Source organism: Cohnella pontilimi, assembly GCF_005049045.1.
Taxonomy (GTDB): domain Bacteria; phylum Bacillota; class Bacilli; order Paenibacillales; family Paenibacillaceae; genus Cohnella; species Cohnella pontilimi.
The window spans coordinates 515,491-542,107 of the sequence record NZ_SUPK01000002.1; the positions used below are offsets into that span (position 1 = coordinate 515,491).

Sequence of the window (26,617 nt, forward strand, 5' to 3'; positions counted from 1 at the left end):
CTCACTTAGATGTAAAACATGTAGCTGTCTTTTTGTTCCCCTTTGTATTGGATCAAATCGGACAAGGTGGTGGAATCAAGCACATCCGCGATGCTATCCCGGATTCGAAGCCATAAATCCCGCTTGGCCGGATCGTCTTCCTCGGTAAAATCGACCGGACTGATCGGCCCTTCCAAAATACGGATGACATCGCCCGAAGAAATTTCTTCAGGAGCTTTGGATAACACATATCCGCCATAAGCGCCCCTGACGCTTTTCACCAACCCGGCGTTACGGAGGGGAGCGATCAATTGTTCGAGGTAATGCTCGGAAAGCCCGTTTTTCTCGGCGATGCTTTTCAGCGACGTCGGTCCTTCGCCGAATTTGGCCGCGAGTTCCATCATGATCGTTAAGCCGTAGCGGCCTTTAGTCGATATTTTCAAACGTAAAACACCCGCTTTCTTGCCTGCGCACGGAATGGTAGCTGTCTCTTCACTGTCTGCCCATCCGGTTGATAAAGGGGAATCCCCCAGTTCACATCTATGTTAACACAACTATTTCCTTTGTGGTCAAAAAAAACTTGACATATTCATGAATGGGGAGATCTGGTGAGTACGGCGGCTGTTTGTGATAAAATAATGGGACATGCGGCCTTTAACCGCAGGATAGGAGGTTAAACGGATGGACGACAACCGGTTTGCGGACCCTTCCAAAGTACGCGTCGTCGTGGGCATGTCGGGCGGCGTCGATTCTTCGGTTACGGCGCTTCTGCTCAAGCGGCAAGGGTTTGACGTCATCGGAGTGTTTATGAAAAACTGGGACGATACCGACGAGAACGGCGTATGCACGGCGGAGGAAGACGCCGAAGACGTACGGCGCGTTTGCGATGAGATCGGGATCCCTTACTATACGGTGAACTTCGAAGAAGAGTATTACAACAAAGTGTTCGAGTATTTCCTCGAGGAATACCGGCGCGGCCGGACTCCGAATCCGGACGTCATGTGCAACCGTGAAATCAAGTTCGGCGAGTTTTTGCAAAAGGCGCTGGATCTGGGTGCGGATATGGTGGCGATGGGCCACTATGCGCGCGTCGAGTTGAAAGACGGTGAATATCGTCTGCTGCGCGGCGTTGACGGGAACAAAGACCAGACGTATTTCCTGCATCAGTTGGACCAGGCACAATTGTCGCGGGCCATGTTTCCGATCGGCCACTTGCCGAAGCCCGAAGTGCGCCGCATAGCCGAAGAGGCCGGGCTGGCCACCGCGAAAAAGAAAGACAGCACCGGCGTATGCTTCATTGGGGAGCGCAACTTCAAGCAGTTCTTGAGCCAGTACCTGCCCGCCAAACCGGGCGACATGGTGGACATTGAGTCCGGCGAAGTAAAAGGTCGTCACGACGGCCTGATGTATTACACGCTGGGTCAACGTCAGGGGCTCGGCATCGGCGGCTCGGGCAGCGGGGAACCGTGGTTCGTGGCGGATAAGGATTTGGAGCGCAACATCTTGTACGTCGTACAAGGCGACCACCATCCCAGCTTGTACTCCGTCGGCTTGACCGCCACCGGCGTCAATTGGATCAGCCCGTCGCAGCCGGATCAACCGCTTCGCTGCACGGCGAAATTCCGCTACCGCCAGCCGGACCAAGGCGTTACACTCACGCCACTCGGCAACGGCGAATACCGCGTCGACTTCGACCAGCCGCAAAAGGCGGTCACGCCGGGTCAAGCCGTCGTCTTCTACGACGGTGACGTCTGCCTTGGCGGCGGTACGATCGACAAAGTCCACAAACTCGAGCCGGCCGCCTCGAAGGTTTGAGGGTAACAGCTCAACTCAGCGCTTCCTTTCGGGAGCGCTGTTTTTCTTTTCTTACAACTGTCGCATTTAACGGATGACCAACCTCTCTATCCCCCCTTTTACCGTTATCCCTTTCGCTCAGTTTACATAAGTGCGCTCCTCCTCTGTCCCGCCTTTGGCCCTTATCCCGTTGGCTCAGTTTACATAAGAGTGCCCCCCCTCACTCCTACCTTTAGCCCTTATCCCGTCCGCTCAGTTTACATAAGTGTGCCTTCTCCTCTGTCCCGCCTTTGACCCTTATCCCGTTGGCTCAGTTTACATAAAAGTGCCTCTCCTAACCCCTACCTTTGGCCTTTATCCCGTCCGCTCAGCTAACTTAAGTGTTCTTTTCCTGCTTGTCATTCTTGACAGTTACCCAGCACAAATAATTCCGCCTGAGTGAAGGGGATAAGGCTAAAAGCCTGGGAGATCGAGACACCGTGTGGTGACGACCTGAGTCAAGGGGATAAGGCTAAAAGGAACTAGCGTACAAGTAGTAAAGGCCGTCTGCTCCGTTAGGAGCACACGGCCTGAGCTTCACGCATGTTCTACACCAAGCGATACGATTTGGCGGGACGGCCCTTTTCGCGGCGGCGATTTGTGATACTTCTCAGCCCAGACGGGCCACCACTTCGTCGTGGATATGGAAGTTGTGGTACACGGCCTGGACGAGATCGTCGTTGTCTAAAGCATCGAGCATTTTAAGCAGTTTGTCCGCGTACTGGCCTTCTACGACCACGGTGTTTTGCGGCAGCCAGCGGACTTCCGCGCGCTCGAACGAATAATTCAGTTCTTCGAGTTCCGCCTTCACGGTCTCGCAAGTGGACGGCGCCGTCAGCACCTGGAAGCTGCCGTCGTTCACGACGACGTCCTCGGCCCCTGCGTCGAGCGCATGCATGACCACCGCGTCTTCGCCGGGCTGCCTATGCTCTCGAGCGATGACGAGCAACCCTTTCTGCACGAACAGAGGCCCTGCGCTGCCGGACTCGCCCAATGTGCCGCCGTATTTGTTAAATATGGCATGAATATTGGCCGTGGTACTGTCCCGGTTGTCGGTCAGGCACTTGACCATCACGGCGACTCCGCCTGGACCGAAGCCTTCGTACAGAATCTCTTCATATTCGACGTTCGGCATGACGCTGCACCTCCGAAAACGGGAAAGGTTACGATAGCTATAACCGTTTTTCCATGCGCTCAAGCAACCGGTCCATAGCGGCGTCCGCAACATCAGCCGAAACTTAGAAGACCCCCGGCATGCGCCGGGGGTCTTCGTTGTTCGTGTCGTGATATGAAATAAGTCGTCGCTTTCGCTAGACTTACAGTTTCACCACGTTGGATGCTTGCGGTCCACGGTTGCCTTGCGTGATTTCGAACTCAACCGCTTGACCTTCTTCCAAGGTTTTGAAGCCTTCGCCTTGGATAGCAGAGAAGTGAACGAATACGTCGTTGCCGTTCTCTACGGAAATGAAGCCGTAGCCTTTCTCTGCGTTAAACCACTTAACTGTTCCTCTCAAATGAAAAACCTCCTAAAATCTCGCCGTTTATCGGCGAATGAGGTAATTATAACCGAATCCGGTGTAAGTTGCAATATATCTGATGCCGTTTGTTTCCTTTTTCACCTGGCCGGTTTATCCCTCTCGGCGCACGCCTCCCGGGGGATTTCGGCCTGCCGACGCGCGTCCTTTCGGGCAGCCTGTGACGGCATTGATTTCTTCGCTCATCTCTTCTATGATGAGAAAAACGGCAGAGCCTGCCAATTCAGGAGAGAGCTCATGTTCGAAAAACATACGGTTTACAAACACGACAATTACAACATGCTGACGGTCGAAGTGCAAGGCAAAACGCTCGTCGTACGGGAAATTTCCGATCAGTGGGGCGAGGAAACGCATAAGTTCCTCAGTCGCCCCGAACTCATGGACTGGGCGCAAAAAAGGTTCCGCGCCGAAGATTTCCCCGGCGGCGAGGAAGAGCTGCAGCGGGTCATGGATACGCTGCGCTCGATTTGAACCGCACCCGCAGAGGAGGTTTTCCCTTTACATGGCGAGCAGCAATTTGCTTTACATCATTGCCGCGTTCGCATTGGGCGCCGTGTTGATCTTCATGCGTGAAAAAATCCCGCCGCAGCTGAGACGAAGCCTGGCCATCGTCTCGATCGCGCTCATTGCTTTCGCGTTTTTTCTCATCGTATACAGCTTGTATACCGCGGGTACCTGATACCCGCTGTTAGCAACCCATAGGCAGGGACATACTAATCCGGCAACCATTTCCTTCAAGCCGGAGGCTGTCCTCATGAAAGCGCCAGTCCTGCCGCTCGCCGCCGCCTTGGCGGCGTTGTCTTTGCTGTGCACCACCGGGAAGCCGCCGGCCGAAGCCGCCTCGATGCGCGCCGCGACCGCCGAAGCTGCCCGACCTATATTGCCGAGGAGGGAATTCACTCATATGAGTAACCTGCCGAAACGAAGCGAAGCTCCGAAAGAAAGCGTATGGCGGATCGAAGATCTTTACCCGAACCAAGCCGCCTGGGATGAAGAGTATCAGCAACTGAAACGCAAACTCGGTGAAATCGCCAAATTCGAAGGTAAGCTGAAGGATCAGGATACGATCGCCGAATGCTTCGCTATGGAGGACGATTTGTCCCTTCTAACCGAGCGTCTGTACGTTTTCGCCAACCTCCGGCACCACGAAGATACCGCAGAACCGATGTATCAGGCGCTGTCCGAAAAATCCAAAAAACTCAGCGTGGAAGTGAACCAGGCGCTGTCCTTCATCACGCCCGAAATTCTCAGTCTCTCGGAAGAGGAACTAAAAAAGCTGATTGCCGCCCCCGGCCTCGAGAAGTATAAACGTACGCTGGAAGAAATGCTCCGGCAAAAGCCGCATATTTTGTCCAAAAACGAAGAAGCGCTTCTCGCGCAAGTCGGCAGTGTATCGCAAGGGCCCAGCACCATTTTCGGCATGATGAACAACGCCGACCTGAAATTCCCGAAGGTCAAAAACGAACAAGGCGAAGAAGTGGAGCTCTCTCACGGCCGCTATATTCAATTCCTCGAAAGCCGCAAACGGGATGTGCGCCGGGACGCTTTCAAAGCGATGTACGACACGTACGCGAAGTGGAAGAACACCCTGGGGGCAACGCTCAACGCCAACATCACGAAAAACCTTTTTTACGCCAAAGCCCGGAAATATCCGTCCGCCCTCGAAATGGCGCTGTACGGGGACAATATTCCGAAGTCCGTTTATGAAAACCTGATCTCCACCGTCCACGAGTTTTTGCCGCTGATGCACCGTTATATGGACCTGCGCAAAAAGCTGCTGAAGCTCGATGAACTCCATATGTACGACTTGTTCGCCCCGCTCGTGGAAGAATTCGATATGGACATCACTTACGAGGATGCCAAGAAAACCGTCTATGACAGCCTGTCCCCTCTTGGCGACGACTATCGCAAAGCGCTGCAGGAAGGTTTCAACAATGGCTGGATCGACGTGTATGAGAACGAAGGCAAACGAAGCGGAGCCTACAGCTGGGGCGCGTACGGTACGCATCCCTACGTGCTGCTGAACCACAAGGAGAACCTGAACAGCATGTTCACCTTGGCGCATGAAATGGGCCATGCTCTGCATTCCTACTACTCCGACGAAAACAATCCGTACCGGGATGCTCAGTATACGATCTTCCTGGCTGAGGTGGCGTCCACGCTGAACGAGGCGCTGCTCATGGATTATTTGCTCAAAAAGTCGACCGATCCGAAAGAAAAGATGTACCTGCTGACCTACTATGCCGACCAGTTCCGCACCACCTTGTTCCGGCAAACGATGTTTGCGGAGTTCGAGAAAATCGTCCATGAGAAGACGGAGCAAGGTGAAGCCTTGACCCCGCAAGAGCTGTCGAAGATTTACTACGACCTCAATGTCCAATACTACGGACCCGGCATGGTCGTCGACAAGGACATCGAGATGGAATGGGCGCGGATCCCGCACTTTTACACCAGCTTCTATGTGTATAAGTACTCGACGGGATTTTCGGCGGCCACAAGCTTTGCGAAGCAAATCCTCGACGAAGGGGCGCCGGCCGTCGAGCGCTATCTCGGCTTCCTGAAGAGCGGAGGCAGCGACTACTCCATTAACATCCTGAAAAAAGCCGGCGTCGACATGTCTTCTCCCGAGCCGATCCGGCAAGCGATGAGCGTGTTCGAGAGCTTACTCGAACAAATGGAGCAACTGACCGCAGCCAAGTAAAATTTGAAAGCCCCGCGGTACCTGCGCCATACTGGCTTGCAGGTGCTCGCGGGGCTTTTTTGCGTACTAGACAAGCGTTTCGATAACCTTCCAGACGGCCAGGCGATCCTGTAACCCGCGATATTGCGCGGTCGGCACCGGGCTTGTCGACGGCAGCTTGATCACGGTACGGCTCTGTATTTCGTGCGTTTTGCCGTGATGCTTGTTCAATTCCGCGAACGATTTGCCGCCGTTGCACACGATGGTTTCCACCTGCGGAAACCGCCGGAGAAGCGCAGGAATTTCGTTGGGCACGACGTCTTTGATATCGGCGTCCAGGCTGCCCTCCCGCTCGCAGGCCGCGATCGAATCCCAGAGCGCAACCTGGTGCGATAATGCGAAGGCCAGCCTCCTCTCGTATTCGGTGTCCGGTGCTCGGTGTTCGAACACCTCATAGAGAATCGGCCAAAAATAATTGCGCGGATGCCCATAATATTGATGAGCCCGCAGCGAGACGACCCCCGGCATGCTTCCCAGGATGAGCAGCTTGGAATTTTCGTCGATGACGGGCGGAAACGAATGAACGATCATAAGCGGCCCTCCCTTCGGTCGATGGAAAAGATCGAAAAATGCTTTTCGCGCTTTTTTGATGCTACAATGGGTTTATCCAATCATCTCACTTGCAGAAACGGGTTGTTCGATGTGAAAAATCGTTCCTATCTATCCGCGAGATCGCCTCAACAGGTACTGGTGTCCGGCTTTGCGCTGTTAATCGCCGTCGGCGCCTTGCTGTTATGGCTGCCGATTTCCGTGACCGAAGGCCGTTCGCTGAGCTTTCACGATGCCTTGTTTACGGCGACGTCCGCCGCAACCGTGACGGGTTTGGTCGTGGCCGACACGGGCCGGCATTTCTCTTTGTTCGGTCAACTTGTGCTCCTGGTTTTGATTCAGGCCGGCGGAATCGGTTTCATGACCATGACGACTTGGTTCGCGCTCGCTTTCGGCAAAAAAATCTCGTTCAAAGAGCGGTTGATTCTGAAAGAATCGTTTAATTTTCAAAGTACCGAAGGCATCGTCCGGCTGATCCGAAAAGTGTTCTTTTATTCGCTGGTCATTGAGGCCGCCGGAACGTTGCTGTTCGCGGTTCACTGGATGGCGGACATGCCTGCGGGAAAAGCGCTTTACCATGGGCTCTTTCATGCGGTATCGATATTTAACAACGCCGGCTTTGATTTGTTCGGCGGCCTTTCTTCTTACGTCGGGGACTATTTTTTTAACACGGTGGCCATGGTCTTGATCTTTCTCGGAAGCGCAGGTTTTATCGTGCTCTCCGATTTGATCGATTATCCGGCCAGCCGAAAGCTGTCCCTTCACAGTAAAGTGGTGCTCTCCTTCTCCGGCTTGCTGTTGGTCCTCGGAGGCGTTGTTATTTTCATATTCGAATACACAAACGAGCTGTCGATGGGGGCTTTGAACGACGGACATAAACTGTTGGCTTCGTTTTTCCAATCCACCAGCCTCCGCTCCTCCGGCACAAGTACCGTGAATATCGAATCGCTCAGGCAGGCCACCCAATTTTTCATGGTGATCATGATGTTCATCGGCGCCGCTCCCGGCTCAACGGGCGGCGGGATCAAAGTGACGACGTTCGCGATTATGGCAGCCGCCGTTCTGGCGATGATCCGGGGCAAGGAAGACGTCGATCTGTTCCGCAGCCGTATCTCGAAAGATCTGGTTTACAAGGCGATCACGGTTACATTCATCGCGTTGTTTTTGGTCGGATCCGCCACCATGGCACTGTGCTTGGTCGAAAATCAACCGTTTTTAAGCGTGCTGTTCGAAACGACTTCGGCATTCGGCACCACCGGGTTTAGCGCAGGCGTGACGCAGCATTTGGGCGGCTTCGGCAAAACGGTCATCATCCTGCTCATGATTGCCGGCCGGCTCGGACCGTTCACGATTGCGATGGCCTTACGGAGTAAAACCCGTAAAGAGCTTTACCGCTACCCGGAGGGCAAAATTATTCTCGGTTAAACGCAGCGAAAATGGGAAACGCAGCCTCACGAGCGTGTGGCTGCGTTTTTCGGTTGGTTGCGGAAGGTGCGTTATTTCACGAGCCGGTTCAGTATGCGATGTACGGCAGCTAATCCGGCAATGATCAGGATGACGACGGCCAGCGTGGACAGCCGTTCGGCGCTGGAACCGTCCGCTATGAGTACCGGTCCCAGGCCAAAGAAAATGACCAAGTTATACAGAAGCACAAAACCGATGTGAAGGAGCAGTTTGTACACCGGAACCCCTCCCGCCTCCATGCCGGAGCATGTCGGTTTAAACTTCCAAGCTTACTTGTCCGCTTCCGATCGTTTGCCCGTCCCATCTGAGTTCGAAGCGGTCTCCGTCCTTCAGAGATCCGACCCCTGCCGGCGTACCTGTGAAGAGCACATCGCCCGCGCCGAGTCCGTAGCGTTCCCCGACAAACTCGGCCAATTCGCGCAGGCCGAACACCATATCGCCGGCATTTCCCCGCTGTGCTTCCACACCGTTCAAAAGAAGGGTAAAGTCGGCTTGATCCAGCGTGGACATCCCGGAAAACGGAAGCCATCGTCCCAAAGGCGCGGAGTTCCGGAACCCTTTGGCGGGAAGCCACGGATGTCCTTTGGCTTTCAGCACGTCCTGCACGCCGCGCAGCGTGAGATCGAGTCCTACCGTCATATGGGAGAATAAGTCGTCAGGGGAAATTCCGCTTTCGAAAGGACGGGCGACATAAAACACAAGCTCCATCTCGAAATGGACGTCCCCTTGCGATCCGGTAACGGGAAGACGAGCGTTGTCCAATGAAACCGCTGCGTGCGACGGTTTCATGAAAATCATCGGAGAGGCCGGCACTTCGTTGCCGAGCTCAGCAGCGTGAAGCCGGTAGTTGCGTCCGACACAATAAACGTTACGAATGTCCACGATGTGATTAAGCCTCCTGTTGTTTCACGGCCGCCAGCCAGCGATCCGGGTAGTTGGTGCAGATCATGATCGGCTCAGGCCTGTCCGCCAGTCGTTTCAGATCCGCCGGTTGGTTCACCGTCCATGCCATCACTGCGATGCCGGCTTCCCCCGCCTGTGCCAGCAGGTCGCGGGTCAAATGACGGAAGCCGATCGACAGGAATCCGGCGCCCAGGCTTTTCAGCGTTTGAATGAGTCCCGGCGGATTGTCGTCGATGATAAGGCCGATCGGAAATTGCGGATCCAGCGACTTGACGGCTACCAGCACCTCAGGATGAAACGAGGTGATGACGACGTCGTGCTCCATGCCCCGGGAACGGATGACATCCAGCGTTCGGGCGGCAACCAGCGCCGGAGGGCTGTCTTCTCCCTTAATCTCTACATTCAGGCGGCATCGTCCGGCCGTAATGGCCAACACTTCGTCGAGCGATGGAATGCCTTCACCGGCATATTCGGGACCGAACCAGCTTCCGGCGTCCATTTCCCCCAGCTGTGCGGCAGTGAATTGCGATACCCGCCCGGGTCTTCCCGTCGTTCTTTTGAGCGTGGGATCGTGAATGACAACCGGCACCTCATCCTGCGAGAGATGAACGTCCAGCTCGATCCACTGAACCGCCGGTTCGCTCATGGCCAGCCGGAAGGCGGCCAGCGTATTTTCCGGCGCGCGACCGGACCACCCTCTATGCGCCACGCAAGGGTGCAGCGACATGCGTTCCAACTCGGTCATCGGCACTATGTACAACCCCTTCTCTCTCAGCCAACGTTTCCGGCGGTCCCACAAACGTTTAGATCCGTACTTAATGCTTTGCCACAAGTTGACCGTTCTCCTTAAATACGGCAGCCGTAGATAACGAGGACAGCCGGGCTAACAGCTCCTTGGCGGCTTGCCCCGTTAAAGGCGCCGGCTGCGAATTAACAGCCTTCATCGGTTGAAATTCAAGCGAGCAGCTGCCGGTCTTGGAGCATGCCGCGGTTAGGATCCCCGTCTCGGAAGTTTTCGGGCTCGCGGTCGTGTTGAACACGAAATTCCCCAAGCTATAGGCGATCCATTTGTTTTTGTAAAACTCGAAGCCTTGCAGCACATGCGGATGGCTGCCGACGACGAGATCGGCGCCGGCGTCGATCAGACGATGACCGAGTTCCTTCTGGTCCTTGTTCGGCTGATCTGCCCGTTCAATTCCCCAATGGACGAGAACGACCACGAGGTCGGCGTTTTTCTTGGCGTCGCGAATCGCTTTCTCCGCTCCCGCCGGATTGTAGCCGTCCGCTACTCCGGGGTGACGGGCGGCCGCCTTCCAAGATGGTTCGGGCAGCACGCGCGAAATGCCGATGTATGCTACGGTTATACCTTTGGATTCCATGTAAACGGGGGTATAGGCTTCGGTTGCGTCGGTACCGGCGCCGACATGCTTGAGACCGTGGTCGTTGAGCGCGTCCATCGTATCCTGCAGCCCGACCCAGCCGTAATCCAACGTATGGTTGTTGGCGAGCGTGAAGACGTCAAAGCCGGCATCCTTCAAAGCCGGAAGAGCCTCAGCCGGGCCTCGGAACAAATATTGCTTGTTTCCGGCAGGCGTACCCCGGCCCGTAATCGGCGCCTCCAAGTTGCCCGCGGTGATATCCGCCGCCTGCAGCAGGCTTTGCGCCTCCCGGTAAGGATAATCGTAGCCGTTCTTTTTCATTAACTGGGCCACGCTGGCCGCAGGCAATATATCGCCGACAAAAGCAAGCTTCACGGGAGTGAATTCACTGTCGGCCCCCGTACCGGCGGATGCGGACGGTGCCGGTGATTCCACAGGGGGCGAAGGCTTTGCGGCTGGCGACGCAGGGGTGTGTGCCGCCTTGGAAGGAGGTGCCGATGCGGCGTCCGCTTCCAATCCGCTTTGTTTCGGATTCGAGCCGACAAAAAGCCAGACGACTACAATGGCGACCGCAACGAGCAATATCGAATTGAGAGCAATCAAACGGCGGATTCGGCGTTGGGAACGGGATTTTCGATCCCGGTGTGTTTCCGAACGGGAATAGGACATGGATAAAAGTACCTCCGGTTTCTTCTCCTGCCCGTCATTATACCATAAGAGGACGGCGAAAAATCACCGTCCTCTCCTTGATTATTCCCGTTTAACCTTGCGCGCGGCTTAAAGCCGTACATTCATGAAACACATATTGGGTACAGCCCACGCATTGCGACTTCTCCAAGCGGGTTAAGGCAAAATGGATCGCTTGCCCGGTATGCTCGAACACATGCTGCGGCCCGATCTCTTCCAGCAGCCCCGAGCGGTTCATCATATGATAGGGAAGATGATGAATGCCGGAAATCAGCACGAGTCCACCATATTTCTTCACTTCTTTGACCGTCTCCGCCAAAAATTGCTCCGCCGTCGTATCCATGAACGGAACCTTCCCCATCCGGAGAAGCAAAACTTTCGGCTGCCGGCGGACCGCTTCCCGGATCGTCTGCTGGTAACGGGAGGCCGTACCGAAAAAGAGCGAGCCGTCCACCGTGTATATTTGTACCTGCGGACAGTTGCGGCCCTGATGGACGGGGTTCGGAGTGACCTTCCCGCGGGAAACCGCGTGATCGGGCAGCACCTTGGAGACGGAGACGGCACCTCCCGTTTTAATGACAAACAGCAGCATCGCCGCCGCAAGACCGGCCAAGACGGCCGTCGTTAAATCCGTGAATACGGTCAGCAAAAACGTAAGGACGAGTACCAGGGAATCGCCCGATTTGGACTTCATCACTTTGGCGAATTCTTTCCGGTCGCTCATGTTCCACGCAACGATCATCAGAATCGGCGCCATGCCCGCCAACGGAATGCCCGAAGCAAGCGGAGCCAAAAGAAGCAAAACGAGCAGTACGGCCGCGCTGTGGATCATGCCGGATACCGGGCCGGAAGCGCCCGACCGAATATTGGCCGCCGTGCGGGCGATCGCACCCGTTGCCGGAATTCCGCCGAACAAGGGGGTCACCATGTTGGCGATTCCTTGTCCGATCAGCTCCCGATTGCTGTTGTGACGGTCTCCGCTCATTCGGTCGGCGACTACGGCCGAGAGCAGGGATTCGATCCCGCCGAGCATCGCGATCATGAATGCCGGATACAGAAGATGGGTGATATGCGCCCAATTGAAGTCGGGCAGCGCGATTCCCGGCAGTTCCCGGGGAATGCCGCCGTAAGCGGATCCGATCGTCGCGACCCGGCCGTGGAACCACAAGACCGCCGCCAACCCGGAAGCGGCAAGCCCGATCAGTGAGGAAGGAAGCCGGGGCCGCCAGCGGGACGCGGCGAGCATGGCGGCCAAGCCGATAAGCGCCACCGCCACGCTGTAACCATTGACGGTGCCGATGTGGACCAGCAATTCTTTCACGTTTTCGATAAAGCTCTCGTGCTTTTCAATACCGCGAAGTCCTAGAAAATTTGGGATTTGCCCGAAAAAAATAATGACCGCAATCCCCGCGGTGAAGCCGACCGTTACCGGACGCGGAATATACCGGATCAAGCCCCCGACCCGGAACAAGCCCATGAGAACGAGGAGAATGCCGGCCAAAAATCCGGCAATGAGCAGATCTTGATACCCGTATTGCAGGACGATCGCCAGCAAGATCGGAACGAAAGCGCCCGTCGGGCCGCCGATTTGAAAACGGGAGCCTCCCAGGAGCGAGATAAGAAATCCCGCGATAATTGAGGTGTAGAGCCCGTAACGCGGATCAACGCCTGCCGCGATTGCGAATGCCATGCCCAGCGGGATGGCGATAATGCCGACCACCACGCCCGACACAAGATCCCTGCGTAAAGAAAGGGTGTCGTATCCGGCAAATCTGCCCCGAGGTTTCATGCATATTCCTTCTTTTTTATATATTTGATTTTTTGAATATATAAAAAAGAATATGCCCCTTGAACCTGACTGTCAACGGCGGGAATTCCCTGTTTTATTCTTTTCTCATCGTTTCGAGCAGCGAAATGGCGTCCACCAGGTGGTTGTCAAAAATTTGCTTCGCCACTTTCAGCAGATCTTTAATCAGCGGATCCCGCAGCGAGTAAACGACGGAGGTGCCGGATTTCGTGCCGTACACGACATTTTTGGCCCGCAGAACGGCTAACTGCTGCGAAACGCCGGAGCCTTCGGAGCCGAGAATCGACTGGAGCTCGTTCACGGTGCGGTCTCCTTCGGATAGCACTTCCAAAATCCGGATGCGCATCGGATGTGCGAGTGCTTTAAAAAAATTCGCTTTGAACTGCTGCAATTCATGATTCATCGACAAGTCTCCTAATCCGTTTGCTAAGTTACATCATACACCAATCCGCGACGAAACGGAGTATGGAATCAAACTGACGATTGTCCGTGCGGAATACGGGAATACCGGCGCGCTGCGCCATACTTTCCGCTTCCGTGGCGGATTGTTGCATGACGGCTGCCATTACGCCCGGCAGCTTCAATAATTCGACGTCCTCGTCTCCGCGCAGCAGAACGAGCTTCGGATAAGAGGATTGTTTAAAACCTTCCACGATCACCGCATTCATGTCGGCGGATTGCATGGCCGCGATCAGATCGGGCAGCGGAGTGGAAACCTCCCTCCGCCATAGCGTGCGGGTCTCGCTGACCATCGCGGTGGCGTGGGCTCCGGCTTCCCGGTGTTTCCACGTATCGGTTCCCGGGATATCGGGCTCGTGGTCGTGTGCGTTATGTTTCACCGTTCCTACCAGAAGCCCTCTCGAAGACAGCTCCCGAACGATTTCGGAAACGAGTGTCGTTTTTCCCGCATCTTTATAGCCGACGACTTGAAGCACTTTCATCGCGACACTCCCTGTTTCAACAAGATGGCCGTTACCCGCTCCCCTTCCCCTATTCCCTGCTTAAGCGGCGGAAGCACCAGCAGGCAGTCGGCGTCGACGATCGTTTTCATCAGGCTGGATTGATCGGCGCCGGTCGGCCGGACCCATATCTCGGCATCCCGGAATTCCGTTCGGGCACGGATGAATCGGGGGAATGCGTTCACTTTCGTAAAAGGCTCCGCCAGCCGGGCTTCGATCGTGACGGGCTGCGGTTCGGCACAAAGCATCGTGCGGATCGCCGGCACGGCAAAGAGGTGGAAGCCGACGAAACTGGCGCCCGGATTGCCGGACAGCGCCAGCAGCAGCTTCCCGTTCAGCACGGCCGCCGTGGTCGGGCTGCCCGGGCGCATCGCGACTTTATTGAACAACGTGGTACCTTCCCACCGGGCGAGAATGTCCACGAGAATATCTTGGTCGCCGACGGAGATGCCGCCGGTCGTAATGGTCATATCACACTCGGCCAGCGCTCCCCGGATTATGCGTTCCGCGCGGTCGGCATCGTCCGCCGCATGACCCAGCAGGACCGGTTCGGCGCCGGCTTCCCGGAGGAGCGCGGCGAGCATGACGGCGTTGCTGTTGCGGATTTTACCGGGACGGAGCGGCTCGTCGACCGAGAGTAGCTCGCTGCCTGTCGACAATATGGCTACGCGCGGTCGGCGGATGACCTGGAGATTGGCGTGACCGAATGCGGCGGCCAGTGCGACTTCGCCGGCGCCGATCACACGGCCCGTAGGGAACAGTTCGTCGCCAGGCTGAAACTCTCCGCCGATGTCCGCCACATTGCGGCCTTCGGCCACCGGCTTGCGGATCCGGACGTATTCCCGGCCGTTTATTCGTTCGGTCTCCGTCACTTCCAGCATGACGACGGTGTCCGCGCCTTCAGGCAGCATCGCGCCGGTCATGATGCGGGATGCCTGTCCGGTGCCGACGACACGCTTCGGCACCTCGCCGGCCGGCAGCGATTCGAGCACCTCCAGCACCGCCGGCTCATGCTGGGCTCCGTCCGGCAAGTCCATGGCGCGGACGGCGTAGCCGTCCATCGCCGAACGACGATAAGGCGGAAACGGATGCGATGCGGCCGCCGCTTCGGCGGAGCTGCGGCCGAGGGCTTCTCCGAGCGGAACGGTTTCCGCACCGAGCGGACGAACGTGCTGGAGAATGCGTGAACGCGCTTCGTCGGGAGACACCGCTTGACGGTGGAAACGATGAGAGTCCATAGAAGTCATGTCGGCTGGCTCCTTCTTCATGATGGGGCGGGTTTACGGCATATCCGTTCATAATCTTCGGGAGTGTCCACATCTTCGGCGAAAAGGATCGGAATTCCGTTGTGCTCAAAATCGTCCGCGCCTACGCCGATCCAGGAAATCCGGTCCAGCAACGACAGGAGCCGGCGTTCACCTTGACGCAGCATCTCTTCCGCTGCCACTGAGGCCTCTTTCCGATACAAGGCATGGAGCGGCTGAGGCAGGCCTTCGATGACCGGCAATGCCGCCATCGTCCCATGTTGCAGCATCCGTTCGTATAATAAGCCCGCCGCGTCGACGTTCGGCAGCGGCTGATCGCAGCCGAGCACCCAGGCGCAGCGGCCGGACACAGCCGCGACGCCTGCTTGCAGGCCGGCCAGCGGGCCTTGTCCCGCATAGCGGTCCGCGACGACGGTTACCTCATATCGCTGCCTCACTTCACGAGCAAATCCGTCATCGTTCGTCACGATCACCACGTCGCTCGTCCAACCTTTGCAAACACGGATCTGCCGGTCGATGAAACGATCCTCTCCCAGCGATAGAAGCGCCTTATTGCGGCCGCCCATCCGCCGGCCCAAGCCGCCCGCCAAAATCACCGCCGATACGTCCATGGGCCGTCCCTCCGGATACATTTCTTTTTTGTCCATTGTAGCATGTCGGCGAGCATGACAAAATCGGACAAGCCGACAGGCTTGTCCGATTGAGGTGAAGGGCGTAAAGCCGCTATTCGAGCTTTTCCAGCAATTGTTCCGCCGCGGCCCGGCCTTGTGCGACGCAGTCGGGCAGGCCGACGCCGCCGAACGGCTGGCCCGCGGTGACGACACCGGGCAGCGAGGTCTGTATAGGGTCCAGGAATGCCGATACCGCATCCCGGTGTCCGACCGGATATTGGGGCATCGAGCGGCGAAGTCTCGTAATTTCCACAAACGCCGGCTCGGCGTCCAAATCGATCAGGTCGCGCAAATCGCGCCGCACACCGGCCGTCATCTCGTCGTCGGACAGCTCGACGCCGGCTTCGTCTCCGGCCCGCCCGACGTAACAGCGAATGAGGCGCTTGCCTTCCGGCGCGGTATGCAGCCATTTCGACGATGTCCATGTGCTGGCCGTAATGAGACGGCCTTCCCCGCGCGGCACCAGAAAACCGGAGCCGTCCAAAGGCTGACCGAATCCGGCCGCATCGTAGCCGAAAACGACGTTCGCTACCGACACGTAGCGGATATTCGTCATGGCCGACACATCGACATGCGGCGCCAACAGTTCGGCGATACCGGATGCGGGAAGCGCCACAATGACGGCGTCCGCCTGTTCCTCGTCGCCCCGATCCGTCCGCAACGTGTAGCGGCCTAACGCGCCGTCCGCTTTGTCGAGTGCCGTAACCCGGACACTTGTCCGAATCTCACACCCGTATTCGCGCAGCCGGGATTCTAAAGCTTCCACCACCGTGGACAAGCCGGTGCGGAACGTAAGAAACGCTGAGCCTACCGATCTGGCTGCGGCAGCCGCCGCCTCGGCCGGAGCGGCCGCTTTGCTCTTCTCCCGCATGCCGCGAATCAGGCTGCCGTACTCTCGTTCCAGCTCCCGGAATTGCGGGAACGTCGCCTCCAAGCCGAGGCCATACAAATCACCGGCATGAATGCCGGCCAGCAGCGGTTCGAAGATGCGCTGCACCATTTCCCGGCCGAAACGCCGCTCGAGGAAATGGCCGACTGTTTCATCCCCGTCGCCGGCGGATGCGGGAATTTCCGTTTCCTGCAGCGCCCGCCGCTTCCCCTCCTCGGACAACAACCCGGTCTGGAGAAACGCTTCGGCATTCGTCGGGACGCCGAGGTTCAACCCCGCAGGCATCGGATGAAGCACTCCGTCGCGCGCAATGTATGTTTTTTTCGCCTCCGGATTCGTCCCAACAAGGAGCCCGTCCAGCCCCAGTTCCTCGGCGAGCCGGACCATCGGCAGCTTGCGCGCCAGGAACGAATCCGGTCCCCGCTCGATCACGAACCCGTCTCGGCGCAGCGTGTTCACTCTTCCGCCGAGCCTGGCGGCGCCTTCATACAACGTCACTTCGATGCGTTCTCCCCGCTCTGCGGCCAGGCGATATAAATAAAAAGTGGCTGTGAGGCCGGTGATGCCGCCTCCCAATACCGCTGCTTTCCTTACAGATACCGTTTTCATTCCCCGGCCTCCTTACGTGCCGCCATAACGGACTCAGCCAGCACTGCCATGTACTGCGGATCGTCGTTCAGCATGTCGATTCTTTCGAGCTTCATGCCCAGATCCGCCGCATGCCGCTTGGCTTCGAGATCGATGTCGTACAGTACCTCAAGGTGATCCGACACGAAACCGACCGGCGTCACCAGCACGGCCTTCACCTCTTCCGCCGCCAGCCGGTCGAGCGTCTCGAGAATATCCGGGCCCAGCCAAGGCTGTCCCGTCTGTCCCGCGCTCTGCCAGGTGAACTGCCAGCGTTCCACGCCAGCGCCTTTCGCGACGGCCCGGGAAGTTTCAAGCAGTTGATCCGGATAAGGATCGCGCATTTCCACAATTTTTGCCGGCAAACTGTGCGCGCTGAACAGCACCATGACCTCCGAACGGCGGTCGCCGAACCGGTCCAATGCGCTCACCACACGCCGGGACAGCGCGTCAATGAGCTGCGGATGCAAATGATATTGCTTGACGAACGACATCTTCACGCCGCGCTTGTCCGCTTCCTCTTGCGCGCGATTGATATAGCCGCCCACGCTCATGGACGAGTACTGAGGCGTCAGCACGATACCGACGGCTTCCTTAATCCCGTCCGCCGCCATCGCGGCAACACCGTCTTCGATGAAAGGAGGTGCATGTTTGAGCCCCTGGTAACACACAAATGCGCCCGCTCCGGCAAGCTCATCCAGCGTCCGCTGCAAGGCCGCCACTTGGCGGTTCGTGTTCTCGCGCAGCGGAAATACGCCGCCGACGATGGACTTATACCGGCCGGTCAAATCCGCAAGCCGCTCCTCCGTGGGCGGGTGGCCCCGGCGGATGTGCGTATAGTAGGCTTCGATCGTTTCCATGCTTTCCGGCGTCCCGTAAGACATGACCAGTACGCCGACCGGTTTTCCCTCAGCCGCCATCAAGACTTCACCTCCGGCTTGAGCCTTTCGGAAGAATATGCATGTATGAATGCCGTCAAATCCCGCAGCTTCTCCAGCGAAGCTTCCGGGTACAATCCGTGTCCGAGGTTAAAAATAAATCCGGGCTCCTGCATCCCTTCGTCCAGCAGGCGGCGAGCCTGCTCGCGAATGACGGTCTCTGGCGCTGTCAGCATGTACGGATCCAGATTGCCCTGGATGGCGAAACGCCCGCCCGTCCGGACCCGTCCGTCGCTCAATCCGACGCGCCAATCAAGCCCGATTACGTCCGCGCGGATGCCGGTCAATGACGTTAACAGTTCTCCCGAGCTGACGCCGGGGAAATAAATTTTCGGAATCTCGAGATCCGCGAGCTGCTCGAAAATGCTCTCCACGTGAGGCAGCACATACTCGCGAAAATCATGTGGCGCCAGCGAGCCGACCCAGCTGTCGAACAGCTGTACCGCTTTGGAGCCCGCCTTTACATGAGCGCGCAAATAGACCGCGGCCATGTCGGCCAACTTGCCCATCAGCCGGTGCCATATGGCGGGCTCGCCGTACATAAGGGTTTTCGTGTTCAGGTACGATTTGGTCGGCCTGCCCTCCACGATATAGCTTGCCAGTGTGAAAGGCGCACCGGCAAATGTGATCAGCGGCACCTCGAGCTCCCGGTCCAAGATCGCGATGGTCTCCAGGACATGGGACAAATCCCCTTCCACGTCGATCGGCTTCAGCCTGTCGACGTCCGCCGCGGAGCGAACCGGGTTATGGATCACGGGTCCGATATCTTTGACGATATCGAAGTCGATGCCGATCGAAGCGACGGGATTCATGATGTCGGAATAGAGGATGGCCGCATCGACGCCGAGCTTGCGCACCGGCAACATCGTGACTTCTGCCGCCAGCTCGGGCTGGCGGCAGATTTCGAGCAGCGAATATTTTTCTTTAATCTTTCGGTAGTCGGGATCGTATCTACCGGCTTGGCGCATGTACCAGACGGGCACCCGGTCGACGGGCTGCTTCCGGCAAGCGCGTAAAAAACGGTCGTTATAAGGCATTCGGTTTCCTCTTTTGAGTTGTCATGATTTGACTTTCTTTGTTTCCATTATGCCCTTTATCCGAACCGCCCACAACCTGGCCGGCGTGCCGGAGTATGACAATTGCATGACATTCGGCGCAGGAAACGAAGGACAAAAGCCAAGCGAGACGGGGCTTTGTGGTATACTTGGCTTTACATGGTTAGGACGGACTGGAGGATGGAGATCGATGCAGCGTTGGAAAGTGAATCTGGCCGTTCTATGGTTCGGCAATTTTCTGGTCATGTCGGGCATGACGATGATTACCCCGTTTTTGGCGCTTTATTTAAAAACCGATCTCGGACTGACGAATGAGCACGAGATCGGCGTATGGGCCGGTCTTATTTTCGCAGCGAATTTTGCCACATCATTCCTGTTTCAACCGATCTGGGGAAGGCTGTCCGACCGGTACGGCCGCAAAATTATGCTGCTGCGCTCGGGCTTCGGCATGGCGTTCGTCATGGTGCTGATGGGATTCGCGACGACCGCCTGGCACCTGCTGGCGCTTCGCATGCTCAACGGCGTCATATCCGGCTTTCAGCCCGCGGCCGTATCGCTCGTGTCCGCCTCCACGCCCAAGGAGCGCATGGGCTTTGCCATGGGCACGCTGCAATCGGGAGGAACGGCCGGCGTCATTCTCGGCCCGCTGCTCGGAGGGATGATGGCCGATACGTTCGGCTTTCGTCCGATCTTCTATATCACCGGCACGCTCATGTTCCTCGCTTCGGTGCTGTCCTGGGTGATGGTGAAAGAAAAGTTCGACCGCAGCGCGGCTGCGAAGGCGCCGCAGGTCAGCATCATCAAGGGCTTTCAGGAGCTCATCGTCATTCGGCAAATTCCCGTGCTTCTCACGATCACGCTGCTCATCCAGTTTGCGATGCTCAGCCCGATGGCGCTGATGCCACTGTATGTAGAGAAGCTGCATGGGACGACGCACAATTTGGCGTTCTGGGCAGGATTGGTCGGAGCGGTCACCGGCTTGTCCAACATGCTGTTTTCGCCGCTGCTGGGCTGGCTGGGCGATCGGATCGGGGCGAAGACGATTCTGATCATCTCGCTCGCGGGCTCGGCGGTCATGTTCGTACCGCAGGCGTTCTCCACTTCGGTCGGCGAATTGCTCGTGTACCGCTTTTTGCTCGGCTGCTTCATGGGCGGCTTGATTCCGACCGTGAACTCCCTGCTACGCGCGAATACGCCGGACGGCATGGAGAGCCGCGCGTTCGGATTTAACTCAAGCGCAATGAGCCTCGGCAACATGCTGGGGCCGGTCGTCGGCGGCTTATTGTCCGGACCGTTCGGCATCGAGGGCTTGTTCCTCCTGTCGGCGGTGCTGCTCTTGGCCAACGCCGTGTGGACGTTCACCGCTCTTCGGAGAGCGGCGAGCCCGAACGCCGGCCGACGGCTGGCGTAAACGTAAGCCGTTATTTCACCATAGCCAGCGCGAAACCGTCATACGAAGGCAAATGCACACCGGTCAAACGGGGGTCCTGCGCGATGCGCCGGTTGAACTCCCGCATGGCCAGCACGGAAGGCCCCTGTTTTTCGGGGTCGATGGTGCGGCCGTGCAGCAGGATGTTGTCCGCGGCGATCACCGCACCCGGGTTCGCCAGCCGGATCGCATGCTCCAAATAATGCGGATAGTTCTCCTTGTCCGCGTCGATAAAGAAAAAATCGAAGCGTCTGCCCTCTTCCGTAAGCCTGGTGAGACTGGCCGACGCGTCCCCTATGATCGATTCCAGCCGGTCTTCGTATCCGGCGGCCGACACATTGGCGCGCGCAACGGCCGCGAAATCTTCCCGGAGCTCCAGGGAAGTCAAGGTGCCGTCAGCCGGCATGCCCCTCAGCAGACAAATCCCGCTGTATCCCCCAAGCGCTCCGATTTCGAGCACGTGCTTCGCTCGGCTCAGCGACACAAGCAAAGTCAGCAGCCGTCCGTAACCGGGCGCCACCGAAATTTCGGGCATCCCCCGGCTTCGAATTTCCTCCAGCACCCGCTCCAGATCGGAATCTTTTGCGTACAAAGAATCGAGGTAAGCTTCGAGTTTTCCGTCCATCAGGACCTCTCCCTTCGAAAATAAACCGTTAACGCAACATATGCTTCCATTTTATCGTATATGGGTGGGCATATCATCTTTTCACCGCCTGGCATTCGGGCTATACTAGTTTTTGTTTCCTACATATAAAAAGGGGAGTCCGACTTTGTTAACACAACTGCAAACGGCCGCGCGCAACGGAGTCCGCATTTCCTTGACCGGAATACGTTATGTACCTTTCTGGGCAGCGCTGCTCATGATCGCCGGCATGCTGCTCAAGCTGGCTTATCTGGACAGGCATTTGAACGTCGGCGGCATGAATCATTGGAAATGGGAAGTCAACCTCGGCGCCATGTTTCTCGCCACGTTTTGGACCGTTTTTCTCGGACCTCGCGCACGAATCGTCGCTCTGATCCTTGTGGACCTTTTAATGTCCGGCATTATTCTCTCAGACCTTGTCTATTTCCGGTATTTTAAAGATTTCATTTCCGTGCCGGTTCTGCTCCAGGCCGGACAAGTCGGGGCCCTCGGAGACAGCATTTCGAGTCTCATCATCTACAAAGATGCGCTTTATTTTGCAGACTTGCCGTTTGCGATTGTGATCGCCATCATCGTATTCCGCCGCCATAGCCCCAAACGCAGGCCTGAGCCGGTCGGCCCGCTCAAAATCCGAATCGCGGTCAAAGCTTTGACGGCGATCCTCGTGTTTGTGCTCGGTTACCAATTGATCGCCGTGCCTGTAGCCGAGCAGAAAAACGGCTGGGCTCGGGGCTTGTTCGAAGGCAACTGGTGGAACATCCCGATCTATAACGTTACCGGCCTGTACGGGTTCCACGGTTACGACTTGTACCGGTACGCCAAAGAAAACTGGCTTGGCGGGGGTTTGACGGAGGAGCAGCTGAAAGAAACGAAAGATTGGATGAAAGAGCGGCAAAAGCTTCGGCAGCAGACCGAGCAGGAACCGATTTTCGGCGCCTACAAAGGGAAAAACGTGCTGGTCATACAAGCCGAGGCATTCCAAACGTTTTTGCTGAACCAAAAGGTGAACGGCCAGGAAATTACGCCGAACTTGAACAAGCTCATCAAGCAAAGCGTCTACTTCCCGAACTTCTATCACCAGACGGCCAACGGACGTACGTCCGACGCGGATTTCGCCACGAGCTGCTCGCTGCATCCGGTATCCTCGGGATCGGTATTTATCCGTTTTGCGGGCCATACGTTCGATTGTCTCCCGCAAGTGGTAAAAGCGAACGGATACAGCGCGACCGTGCACCACGCTTACGACGGCAGCTTCTGGAACCGTAACAATATGTACCACAATATGGCGTATGACAAGTTTTACAATATCAAAGATTTCACCCTCGACGAAAAACTCGGTTGGTCGATCGGCGACAAGTCATTTTTCCGCCAAACGGTCGAGCAGCTCAAGGCTCGGAACCACGAACCGTTCTATGCAATGGCGATCACGCTGTCCAGTCACCACCCTTATACGATCGGAAAGCACGATTTGAACATCGGTTCGCTGACCGGTAAAACGCTGGGCAACTATATACAAGCAACCCATTATGTCGACGAGGCTATGGGCGAGCTCGTGGACCTGCTCAAGCAAAACGGCTTGTGGGACAACACGATCCTCATGTTTTACGGCGATCATGACAATTCCATCACGGATTGGAACGACTATGAGACGCTGTTCGGACGTCCGGTGACGGAGTTTGAAAAGGCCACGATTCTGAAAAAAGTGCCTTTCTTCATTCATCTGCCGCACGACGAACATGCGGGCGTGATCGACAAAGCGGTGGGCCAGATGGATACGGCGCCGACGATCTTGCAGTTGCTCGGCATCCCGGCCGGTAACTTTCAGCAGATGGGCATCAGCATGATGTCTCCGGTGCCGAAGCCGGTCGTATTCCGCAACGGAGGGTTTACCGACGGGAATGTTTATTTCGTCCCGAACAACGAAGGCGTCCTTGGACGCGGAACTTGTTTCAACATGAAGAACGGAACCGCCGCGGAACCGGCAGCCTGTCAGCCGGGCGCGAAAGACGCCAGACTGGAGCTGCAAGTCTCCGACCGGATCGTGGATCACGATTTGATCCCGGCGCTGCGGAAAGAAGCGGAAAAACAGTAACAAAAACTTCTATCGAAGTCCCTCGAAGTTAACAAAACGGGCTGTCCCTAGGGACGGCCCGTTTCGTTTATTTCACATATTTACACGCTTTCTCGACCGCTTCATCTTCCGTCGGCGCGGTGATGTAACGCCCGTTGACGAAAACAAAAGCGTAACGGGAGCACGGTCCGCAATACGATTTACAGCCGACTTTCACGTCGGTTCCGGGCGCGATGTTTTGCAGCTTGGAGACCATCGTCTTGACCCGGATATGACGGCACTTGTCGCAAATGCGGATGTCATTGGACATCGCACGGCCTTTATTCGATTCAGTGGTCTCCATGGTTGCCCTTGCTCGGATTGGTAATGACGAAACCTTCCTGCGGGAAGTACAAATAATCGATCTTTATCCCATCCAGCAGATCTTCACCGCGGGCTAGGATGACATCAATCCCTTTATCCGTCAGTACCACTTCATCTTTGTCGGTCGGTTCGCCCAAATCCAGTCCATAATGGGCATGGTCTCCGTGGCTGTGCGTGATGACGACGCGCAGCTTTTTGCCGGTGTTTTCCGGCTTGTCCAGTTCGCGGCGAAGCACGTTCGCCGCATTGCGGGTAATTTTGCAGTTCATCGTATTCCAACTCCCGTCATGGTCTCGTTTTATTGTACTGATTTCCTGGGACGTTTTCCAGACCATATTTGCGCTCCATTCTCTGCGCGAACCAGCCTGCCGCGAGTACCGTCACCGCGATGTCGTCGATCGGAAGAAAAGGCATGAAGTCCGGCAATACCCAGTACAGCACCACCGGGATTATAAACAGCAGCTTGTCCGTTACGGCCACCTGCGGTGCCCGCATAATGCGCCAGACGCGGGACGGCAAACGGCTCCAAAGACGGGTAAGCGATTTTTTTCGCATAGGGGCCTCCTTCGTTTCCGGCACTTTTCCGGCGGTTGCCCCCAGTTTACCCAGCCTCTCTCCGAATGAAACCGCAGCCGGATCGGCGGCGGTTTCATTTCATGACGCTAGGGCGACAAATCCAATGCTTCGGCCAGCAGCTTCGAGACTCCGTCATAAATATCGGAGAAACCTTCGAGCGGCAGCGGGTTATGTCCCCATCCCGCCTCCACCGTAAATCCGGGGCGGCGAAAACGGTCGATAAACCAATCCTTGTACCCCGCATCGCTGCCGGTCAACCGCACAGCCCGGTAGCCGCCGGCCCTCGCCAGCCTGGCGGCCCATTCTCCGGCTTGCGGAGGCTCGCGGTCACGATAGTTCCAGTAGATTTCTTCCCCTTGCGTATGAAGCGCGAGAACGGCGTGGAAGTCCATCCGCTCGGTCCACTCGGCCAACGAGAGCGCTTCGGGCTCGCTTAGGGGAGCCGGGCCGCTGTAATCGCGTGGAGCGGGACCCGGAATTCGGCGCCGCTCCTGTTCTTCCTCCCAATGAGCGGGGAACTGGTCGTTCAAATCGACGCCGCGCGCATTCGCTTTCCATGCGGAGAACCGCTTGGAGCCGCGATTCCACTCCAGCAGTTCCCGGCACATCGGATGATTGAGCGCCAATCCGTCCTGCACGAGCTCTACGCCGTCGGGATTCAGCATCGGCACGATCCAGAGCGTTGTGCGGCTGAAAAGCGCGGCGGCGCTTTTGCCGCCGACCGTTCCGTTCCTTTGATACGCGTTCGCATAATCTTCCGCAAAACGCATGAGAAGAAGCGACGTGATCCATTCGTTGGCATGACAGGCCGCGTTGATATGCCAGCGAAACGGCCCGCCGCCTATCCGCAAAGCGTGCAGCGGCTTGCCCAGCACGCTGCGGCCGATGCTTCCGGCCGTCACAAACGGATACTTCCCGGTGAGCCGCGTAATATCCTTCGACAGCTCCATAGGACCATATTCAGCTTCAGCGGCCACGATCCGGCCGGACCGCCCGGCCGGCAGTTCCAGCCATTGTCCGGCTGTGAGCGCCGCATTCGGGGAGAGGCCGTTGGTTTCGCATAATAGTTCGGGAGAGCAATCCGCTTTCCAGGCGATCGTCTCCCAAGTGTCGCCTTGCCGGACGATATACCTCCGGGGTTTGGCAATCGGCACATAAACAAGTTCGCCGTCGATCAGCGCGGGATCTTCGTCCCACTGCGGATTAACGGCGACTAAAGACGCATACGATACGCCGAATCGAAGCGCGATTCGGCGCGGCGTATCGCCGGGACAGGCGGCATAGGTCACCGTGTTCACTCGGATTCCTCCTCCCGAACGGGTGATAATCTCTATGTTCGAATTCCCTTCCCTATGACTGCGAAGCTCCTGTGTCGACTACAGGCCAAGTGACCGGCGAAAGCCGGATCCGTTCCCCCAGCCAAGCCTGGGCGATGCTTTGGAACTTGCGGATATCACCGCTGCAGAAAAACTCGTGTTCCGGTACTTCATCCCGTCCCGCCAGCTGATTGTTGTCCTGCAAAATGGTGCTGATTTCGCGAGCCGTCTCTTCCGCCGAGTTGATGAGACTCACATCCGGTCCCATCACCTCGGAGATTGTCTCGGACAAAAACGGATAATGAGTGCAGCCGAGAATGAGGCAATCCATCGCCCCCATACGGAGAGGCGACAACGAGTTCGTCACGACGCGCTGCGTCTCTTCCGAACGAAAGTTGCCGTCTTCCACCAAAGGCACAAAGTCCGGACAAGCGCGGCTCACCACCTCAACATGAGGGGAGAGCCTGCGGAGCGCCGAGTCGTAGGCGCCGCTTCGGATCGTCCCTTCCGTTCCGATCACGCCGATGACGCCGGATTTGGAGCGCCCGATGGCGGCACGAGCGCCCGGATTGATGACGCCTACGACCGGCAGGTCTACCCGGCTTCGGATGTCCTCCAGCGCGACAGCCGTTGCCGTATTGCAGGCGATCACGATCATTTTCGGTTGATATTGGATCAAATAGTCGACGATTTCATGGGTAAAACGAATGACTTCTTCTGCCGGTCTTGGGCCGTAAGGGGTACGGGCGGTGTCGCCGAAATACACAATTTTCTCCCGGGGCAATTGGCGCATGACCTCTTTTACGACGGTCAGTCCGCCCACTCCGGAGTCCAGGACTGCGATCGCCTGCTGCACGAGAACACCGCTTTCTGTCTGTTAAGTAGGTCAAATCATGTTACCTTATGAGGCCTTTTCTGAAAAGGTACCTACATCTTAGC

Annotated in this window: 29 protein-coding genes; 7 read left to right on the forward strand and 22 right to left on the reverse strand. The window is 57.0% G+C overall.

Annotated elements, in window-relative coordinates; all coding sequences use genetic code 11:
• Positions 1-5: 5 nt before the first annotated feature.
• Complete coding sequence (cymR, locus tag E5161_RS06490; RefSeq protein WP_136776882.1) at positions 6-422, reverse strand: cysteine metabolism transcriptional regulator CymR; 417 nt, start codon at positions 420-422, stop codon at positions 6-8.
• 238 nt (positions 423-660) lie between these two features.
• On the opposite strand from cymR, the gene mnmA reads away from it, so the two are divergent.
• On the forward strand, positions 661-1,794 hold the full coding sequence (gene mnmA / locus E5161_RS06495; protein ID WP_136776883.1) for a tRNA 2-thiouridine(34) synthase MnmA: 1,134 nt from the start codon (positions 661-663) through the stop codon (positions 1,792-1,794).
• A gap of 628 nt (positions 1,795-2,422) precedes the next feature.
• Here the strand turns inward: mnmA and E5161_RS06500 are convergent.
• The gene (locus tag E5161_RS06500; protein ID WP_169306587.1) at positions 2,423-2,947 is read right to left on the reverse strand and encodes a YebC/PmpR family DNA-binding transcriptional regulator; all 525 of its coding nucleotides are present in this window, start codon (positions 2,945-2,947) and stop codon (positions 2,423-2,425) included.
• A gap of 181 nt (positions 2,948-3,128) precedes the next feature.
• A complete protein-coding gene (locus E5161_RS06505) occupies positions 3,129-3,326 on the reverse strand; it encodes a cold shock domain-containing protein (RefSeq protein WP_027091239.1) in 198 nt (65 codons plus the stop codon).
• Positions 3,327-3,584: 258 nt separating this feature from the next.
• Between E5161_RS06505 and E5161_RS06510 the strand changes: the two genes are divergently transcribed.
• The 3 genes from E5161_RS06510 (at position 3,585) to pepF (ending at position 6,048) form a co-directional block, all read left to right on the forward strand.
• A complete protein-coding gene (locus E5161_RS06510) occupies positions 3,585-3,818 on the forward strand; it encodes a hypothetical protein (RefSeq protein WP_136776885.1) in 234 nt (77 codons plus the stop codon).
• 31 nt (positions 3,819-3,849) lie between these two features.
• On the forward strand, positions 3,850-4,026 hold the full coding sequence (locus E5161_RS20705) for a hypothetical protein (RefSeq protein WP_169306588.1): 177 nt from the start codon (positions 3,850-3,852) through the stop codon (positions 4,024-4,026).
• Positions 4,027-4,251: 225 nt separating this feature from the next.
• The gene (gene pepF / locus E5161_RS06515) at positions 4,252-6,048 is read left to right on the forward strand and encodes an oligoendopeptidase F (protein ID WP_136776976.1); all 1,797 of its coding nucleotides are present in this window, start codon (positions 4,252-4,254) and stop codon (positions 6,046-6,048) included.
• A 66-nt stretch (positions 6,049-6,114) separates the two neighbouring features.
• Here pepF and E5161_RS06520 read toward each other — a convergent pair whose 3' ends face one another.
• Complete coding sequence (locus E5161_RS06520; protein ID WP_136776886.1) at positions 6,115-6,618, reverse strand: DNA-deoxyinosine glycosylase; 504 nt, start codon at positions 6,616-6,618, stop codon at positions 6,115-6,117.
• Positions 6,619-6,729: 111 nt separating this feature from the next.
• Between E5161_RS06520 and E5161_RS06525 the strand changes: the two genes are divergently transcribed.
• A complete protein-coding gene (locus E5161_RS06525; protein ID WP_246042118.1) occupies positions 6,730-8,061 on the forward strand; it encodes a TrkH family potassium uptake protein in 1,332 nt (443 codons plus the stop codon).
• 71 nt (positions 8,062-8,132) lie between these two features.
• Here E5161_RS06525 and E5161_RS06530 read toward each other — a convergent pair whose 3' ends face one another.
• The 12 genes from E5161_RS06530 to hemE all read right to left on the reverse strand — a co-directional run bounded on the left by E5161_RS06530 (position 8,133) and on the right by hemE (position 19,262).
• Entirely contained in the window at positions 8,133-8,318 is a 186-nt protein-coding gene (locus tag E5161_RS06530) for a DUF6954 family protein (RefSeq protein WP_136776887.1), read from the reverse strand.
• 37 nt (positions 8,319-8,355) lie between these two features.
• Positions 8,356-8,982 carry a fumarylacetoacetate hydrolase family protein gene (locus E5161_RS06535; RefSeq protein WP_246042119.1) on the reverse strand — a complete coding sequence of 209 codons (627 nt, stop codon included), beginning with the start codon at positions 8,980-8,982 and terminating at the stop codon, positions 8,356-8,358.
• Positions 8,983-8,989: 7 nt separating this feature from the next.
• Positions 8,990-9,835: a glycerophosphodiester phosphodiesterase gene (locus E5161_RS06540; RefSeq protein ID WP_246042120.1), complete on the reverse strand. Its 846-nt coding sequence runs from the start codon at positions 9,833-9,835 to the stop codon at positions 8,990-8,992.
• Entirely contained in the window at positions 9,819-11,051 is a 1,233-nt protein-coding gene (locus E5161_RS06545) for a CapA family protein (protein ID WP_136776889.1), read from the reverse strand. The genes E5161_RS06540 and E5161_RS06545 overlap by 17 nt, the downstream gene beginning before the upstream one ends.
• Before the next feature lie 91 nt (positions 11,052-11,142).
• Positions 11,143-12,858, reverse strand: a complete 1,716-nt coding sequence (locus E5161_RS06550; RefSeq protein ID WP_136776890.1) for a SulP family inorganic anion transporter — start codon at positions 12,856-12,858, stop codon at positions 11,143-11,145.
• 94 nt (positions 12,859-12,952) lie between these two features.
• Positions 12,953-13,279: an ArsR/SmtB family transcription factor gene (locus E5161_RS06555; RefSeq protein WP_136776891.1), complete on the reverse strand. Its 327-nt coding sequence runs from the start codon at positions 13,277-13,279 to the stop codon at positions 12,953-12,955.
• A gap of 28 nt (positions 13,280-13,307) precedes the next feature.
• A complete protein-coding gene (gene mobB / locus E5161_RS06560; RefSeq protein WP_136776892.1) occupies positions 13,308-13,817 on the reverse strand; it encodes a molybdopterin-guanine dinucleotide biosynthesis protein B in 510 nt (169 codons plus the stop codon).
• Positions 13,814-15,082: a molybdopterin molybdotransferase MoeA gene (locus tag E5161_RS06565; RefSeq protein WP_136776893.1), complete on the reverse strand. Its 1,269-nt coding sequence runs from the start codon at positions 15,080-15,082 to the stop codon at positions 13,814-13,816. Before E5161_RS06565 ends, mobB begins: the two co-directional genes overlap by 4 nt.
• Before the next feature lie 17 nt (positions 15,083-15,099).
• Positions 15,100-15,711 carry a molybdenum cofactor guanylyltransferase gene (gene mobA, locus E5161_RS06570; protein ID WP_169306589.1) on the reverse strand — a complete coding sequence of 204 codons (612 nt, stop codon included), beginning with the start codon at positions 15,709-15,711 and terminating at the stop codon, positions 15,100-15,102.
• A gap of 112 nt (positions 15,712-15,823) precedes the next feature.
• The gene (gene hemG, locus E5161_RS06575) at positions 15,824-17,269 is read right to left on the reverse strand and encodes a protoporphyrinogen oxidase (protein WP_136776895.1); all 1,446 of its coding nucleotides are present in this window, start codon (positions 17,267-17,269) and stop codon (positions 15,824-15,826) included.
• Positions 17,266-18,207, reverse strand: a complete 942-nt coding sequence (hemH, locus tag E5161_RS06580; RefSeq protein WP_136776896.1) for a ferrochelatase — start codon at positions 18,205-18,207, stop codon at positions 17,266-17,268. The genes hemG and hemH overlap by 4 nt, the downstream gene beginning before the upstream one ends.
• Complete coding sequence (gene hemE / locus E5161_RS06585; protein ID WP_136776897.1) at positions 18,207-19,262, reverse strand: uroporphyrinogen decarboxylase; 1,056 nt, start codon at positions 19,260-19,262, stop codon at positions 18,207-18,209. The genes hemH and hemE overlap by 1 nt, the downstream gene beginning before the upstream one ends.
• Before the next feature lie 208 nt (positions 19,263-19,470).
• On the opposite strand from hemE, the gene E5161_RS06590 reads away from it, so the two are divergent.
• Positions 19,471-20,691, forward strand: a complete 1,221-nt coding sequence (locus E5161_RS06590; RefSeq protein ID WP_136776898.1) for an MFS transporter — start codon at positions 19,471-19,473, stop codon at positions 20,689-20,691.
• A 10-nt stretch (positions 20,692-20,701) separates the two neighbouring features.
• Here the strand turns inward: E5161_RS06590 and E5161_RS06595 are convergent, their stop codons facing one another.
• A complete protein-coding gene (locus E5161_RS06595; RefSeq protein ID WP_136776899.1) occupies positions 20,702-21,334 on the reverse strand; it encodes an O-methyltransferase in 633 nt (210 codons plus the stop codon).
• A gap of 145 nt (positions 21,335-21,479) precedes the next feature.
• Here E5161_RS06595 and E5161_RS06600 point away from each other — a divergent pair, with 145 nt between their 5' ends.
• Entirely contained in the window at positions 21,480-23,444 is a 1,965-nt protein-coding gene (locus tag E5161_RS06600; protein ID WP_136776900.1) for an LTA synthase family protein, read from the forward strand.
• A 67-nt stretch (positions 23,445-23,511) separates the two neighbouring features.
• Here the strand turns inward: E5161_RS06600 and E5161_RS06605 are convergent, their stop codons facing one another.
• From E5161_RS06605 to racE, 5 genes are all read right to left on the reverse strand, one after another.
• Positions 23,512-23,733 (reverse strand): YuzB family protein, encoded by a 222-nt coding sequence (locus tag E5161_RS06605; RefSeq protein WP_136776979.1) that lies wholly within the window; start codon positions 23,731-23,733, stop codon positions 23,512-23,514.
• A gap of 19 nt (positions 23,734-23,752) precedes the next feature.
• Positions 23,753-24,055: an iron-sulfur cluster assembly accessory protein gene (locus tag E5161_RS06610; protein ID WP_136776901.1), complete on the reverse strand. Its 303-nt coding sequence runs from the start codon at positions 24,053-24,055 to the stop codon at positions 23,753-23,755.
• Between the two features lie 16 nt (positions 24,056-24,071).
• Positions 24,072-24,341, reverse strand: a complete 270-nt coding sequence (locus E5161_RS06615; protein WP_136776902.1) for a hypothetical protein — start codon at positions 24,339-24,341, stop codon at positions 24,072-24,074.
• A 107-nt stretch (positions 24,342-24,448) separates the two neighbouring features.
• Positions 24,449-25,660, reverse strand: a complete 1,212-nt coding sequence (locus E5161_RS06620) for a M14 family metallopeptidase (protein WP_136776903.1) — start codon at positions 25,658-25,660, stop codon at positions 24,449-24,451.
• 52 nt (positions 25,661-25,712) lie between these two features.
• Positions 25,713-26,534: a glutamate racemase gene (gene racE / locus E5161_RS06625; RefSeq protein WP_136776904.1), complete on the reverse strand. Its 822-nt coding sequence runs from the start codon at positions 26,532-26,534 to the stop codon at positions 25,713-25,715.
• Positions 26,535-26,617 lie beyond the last annotated feature (83 nt).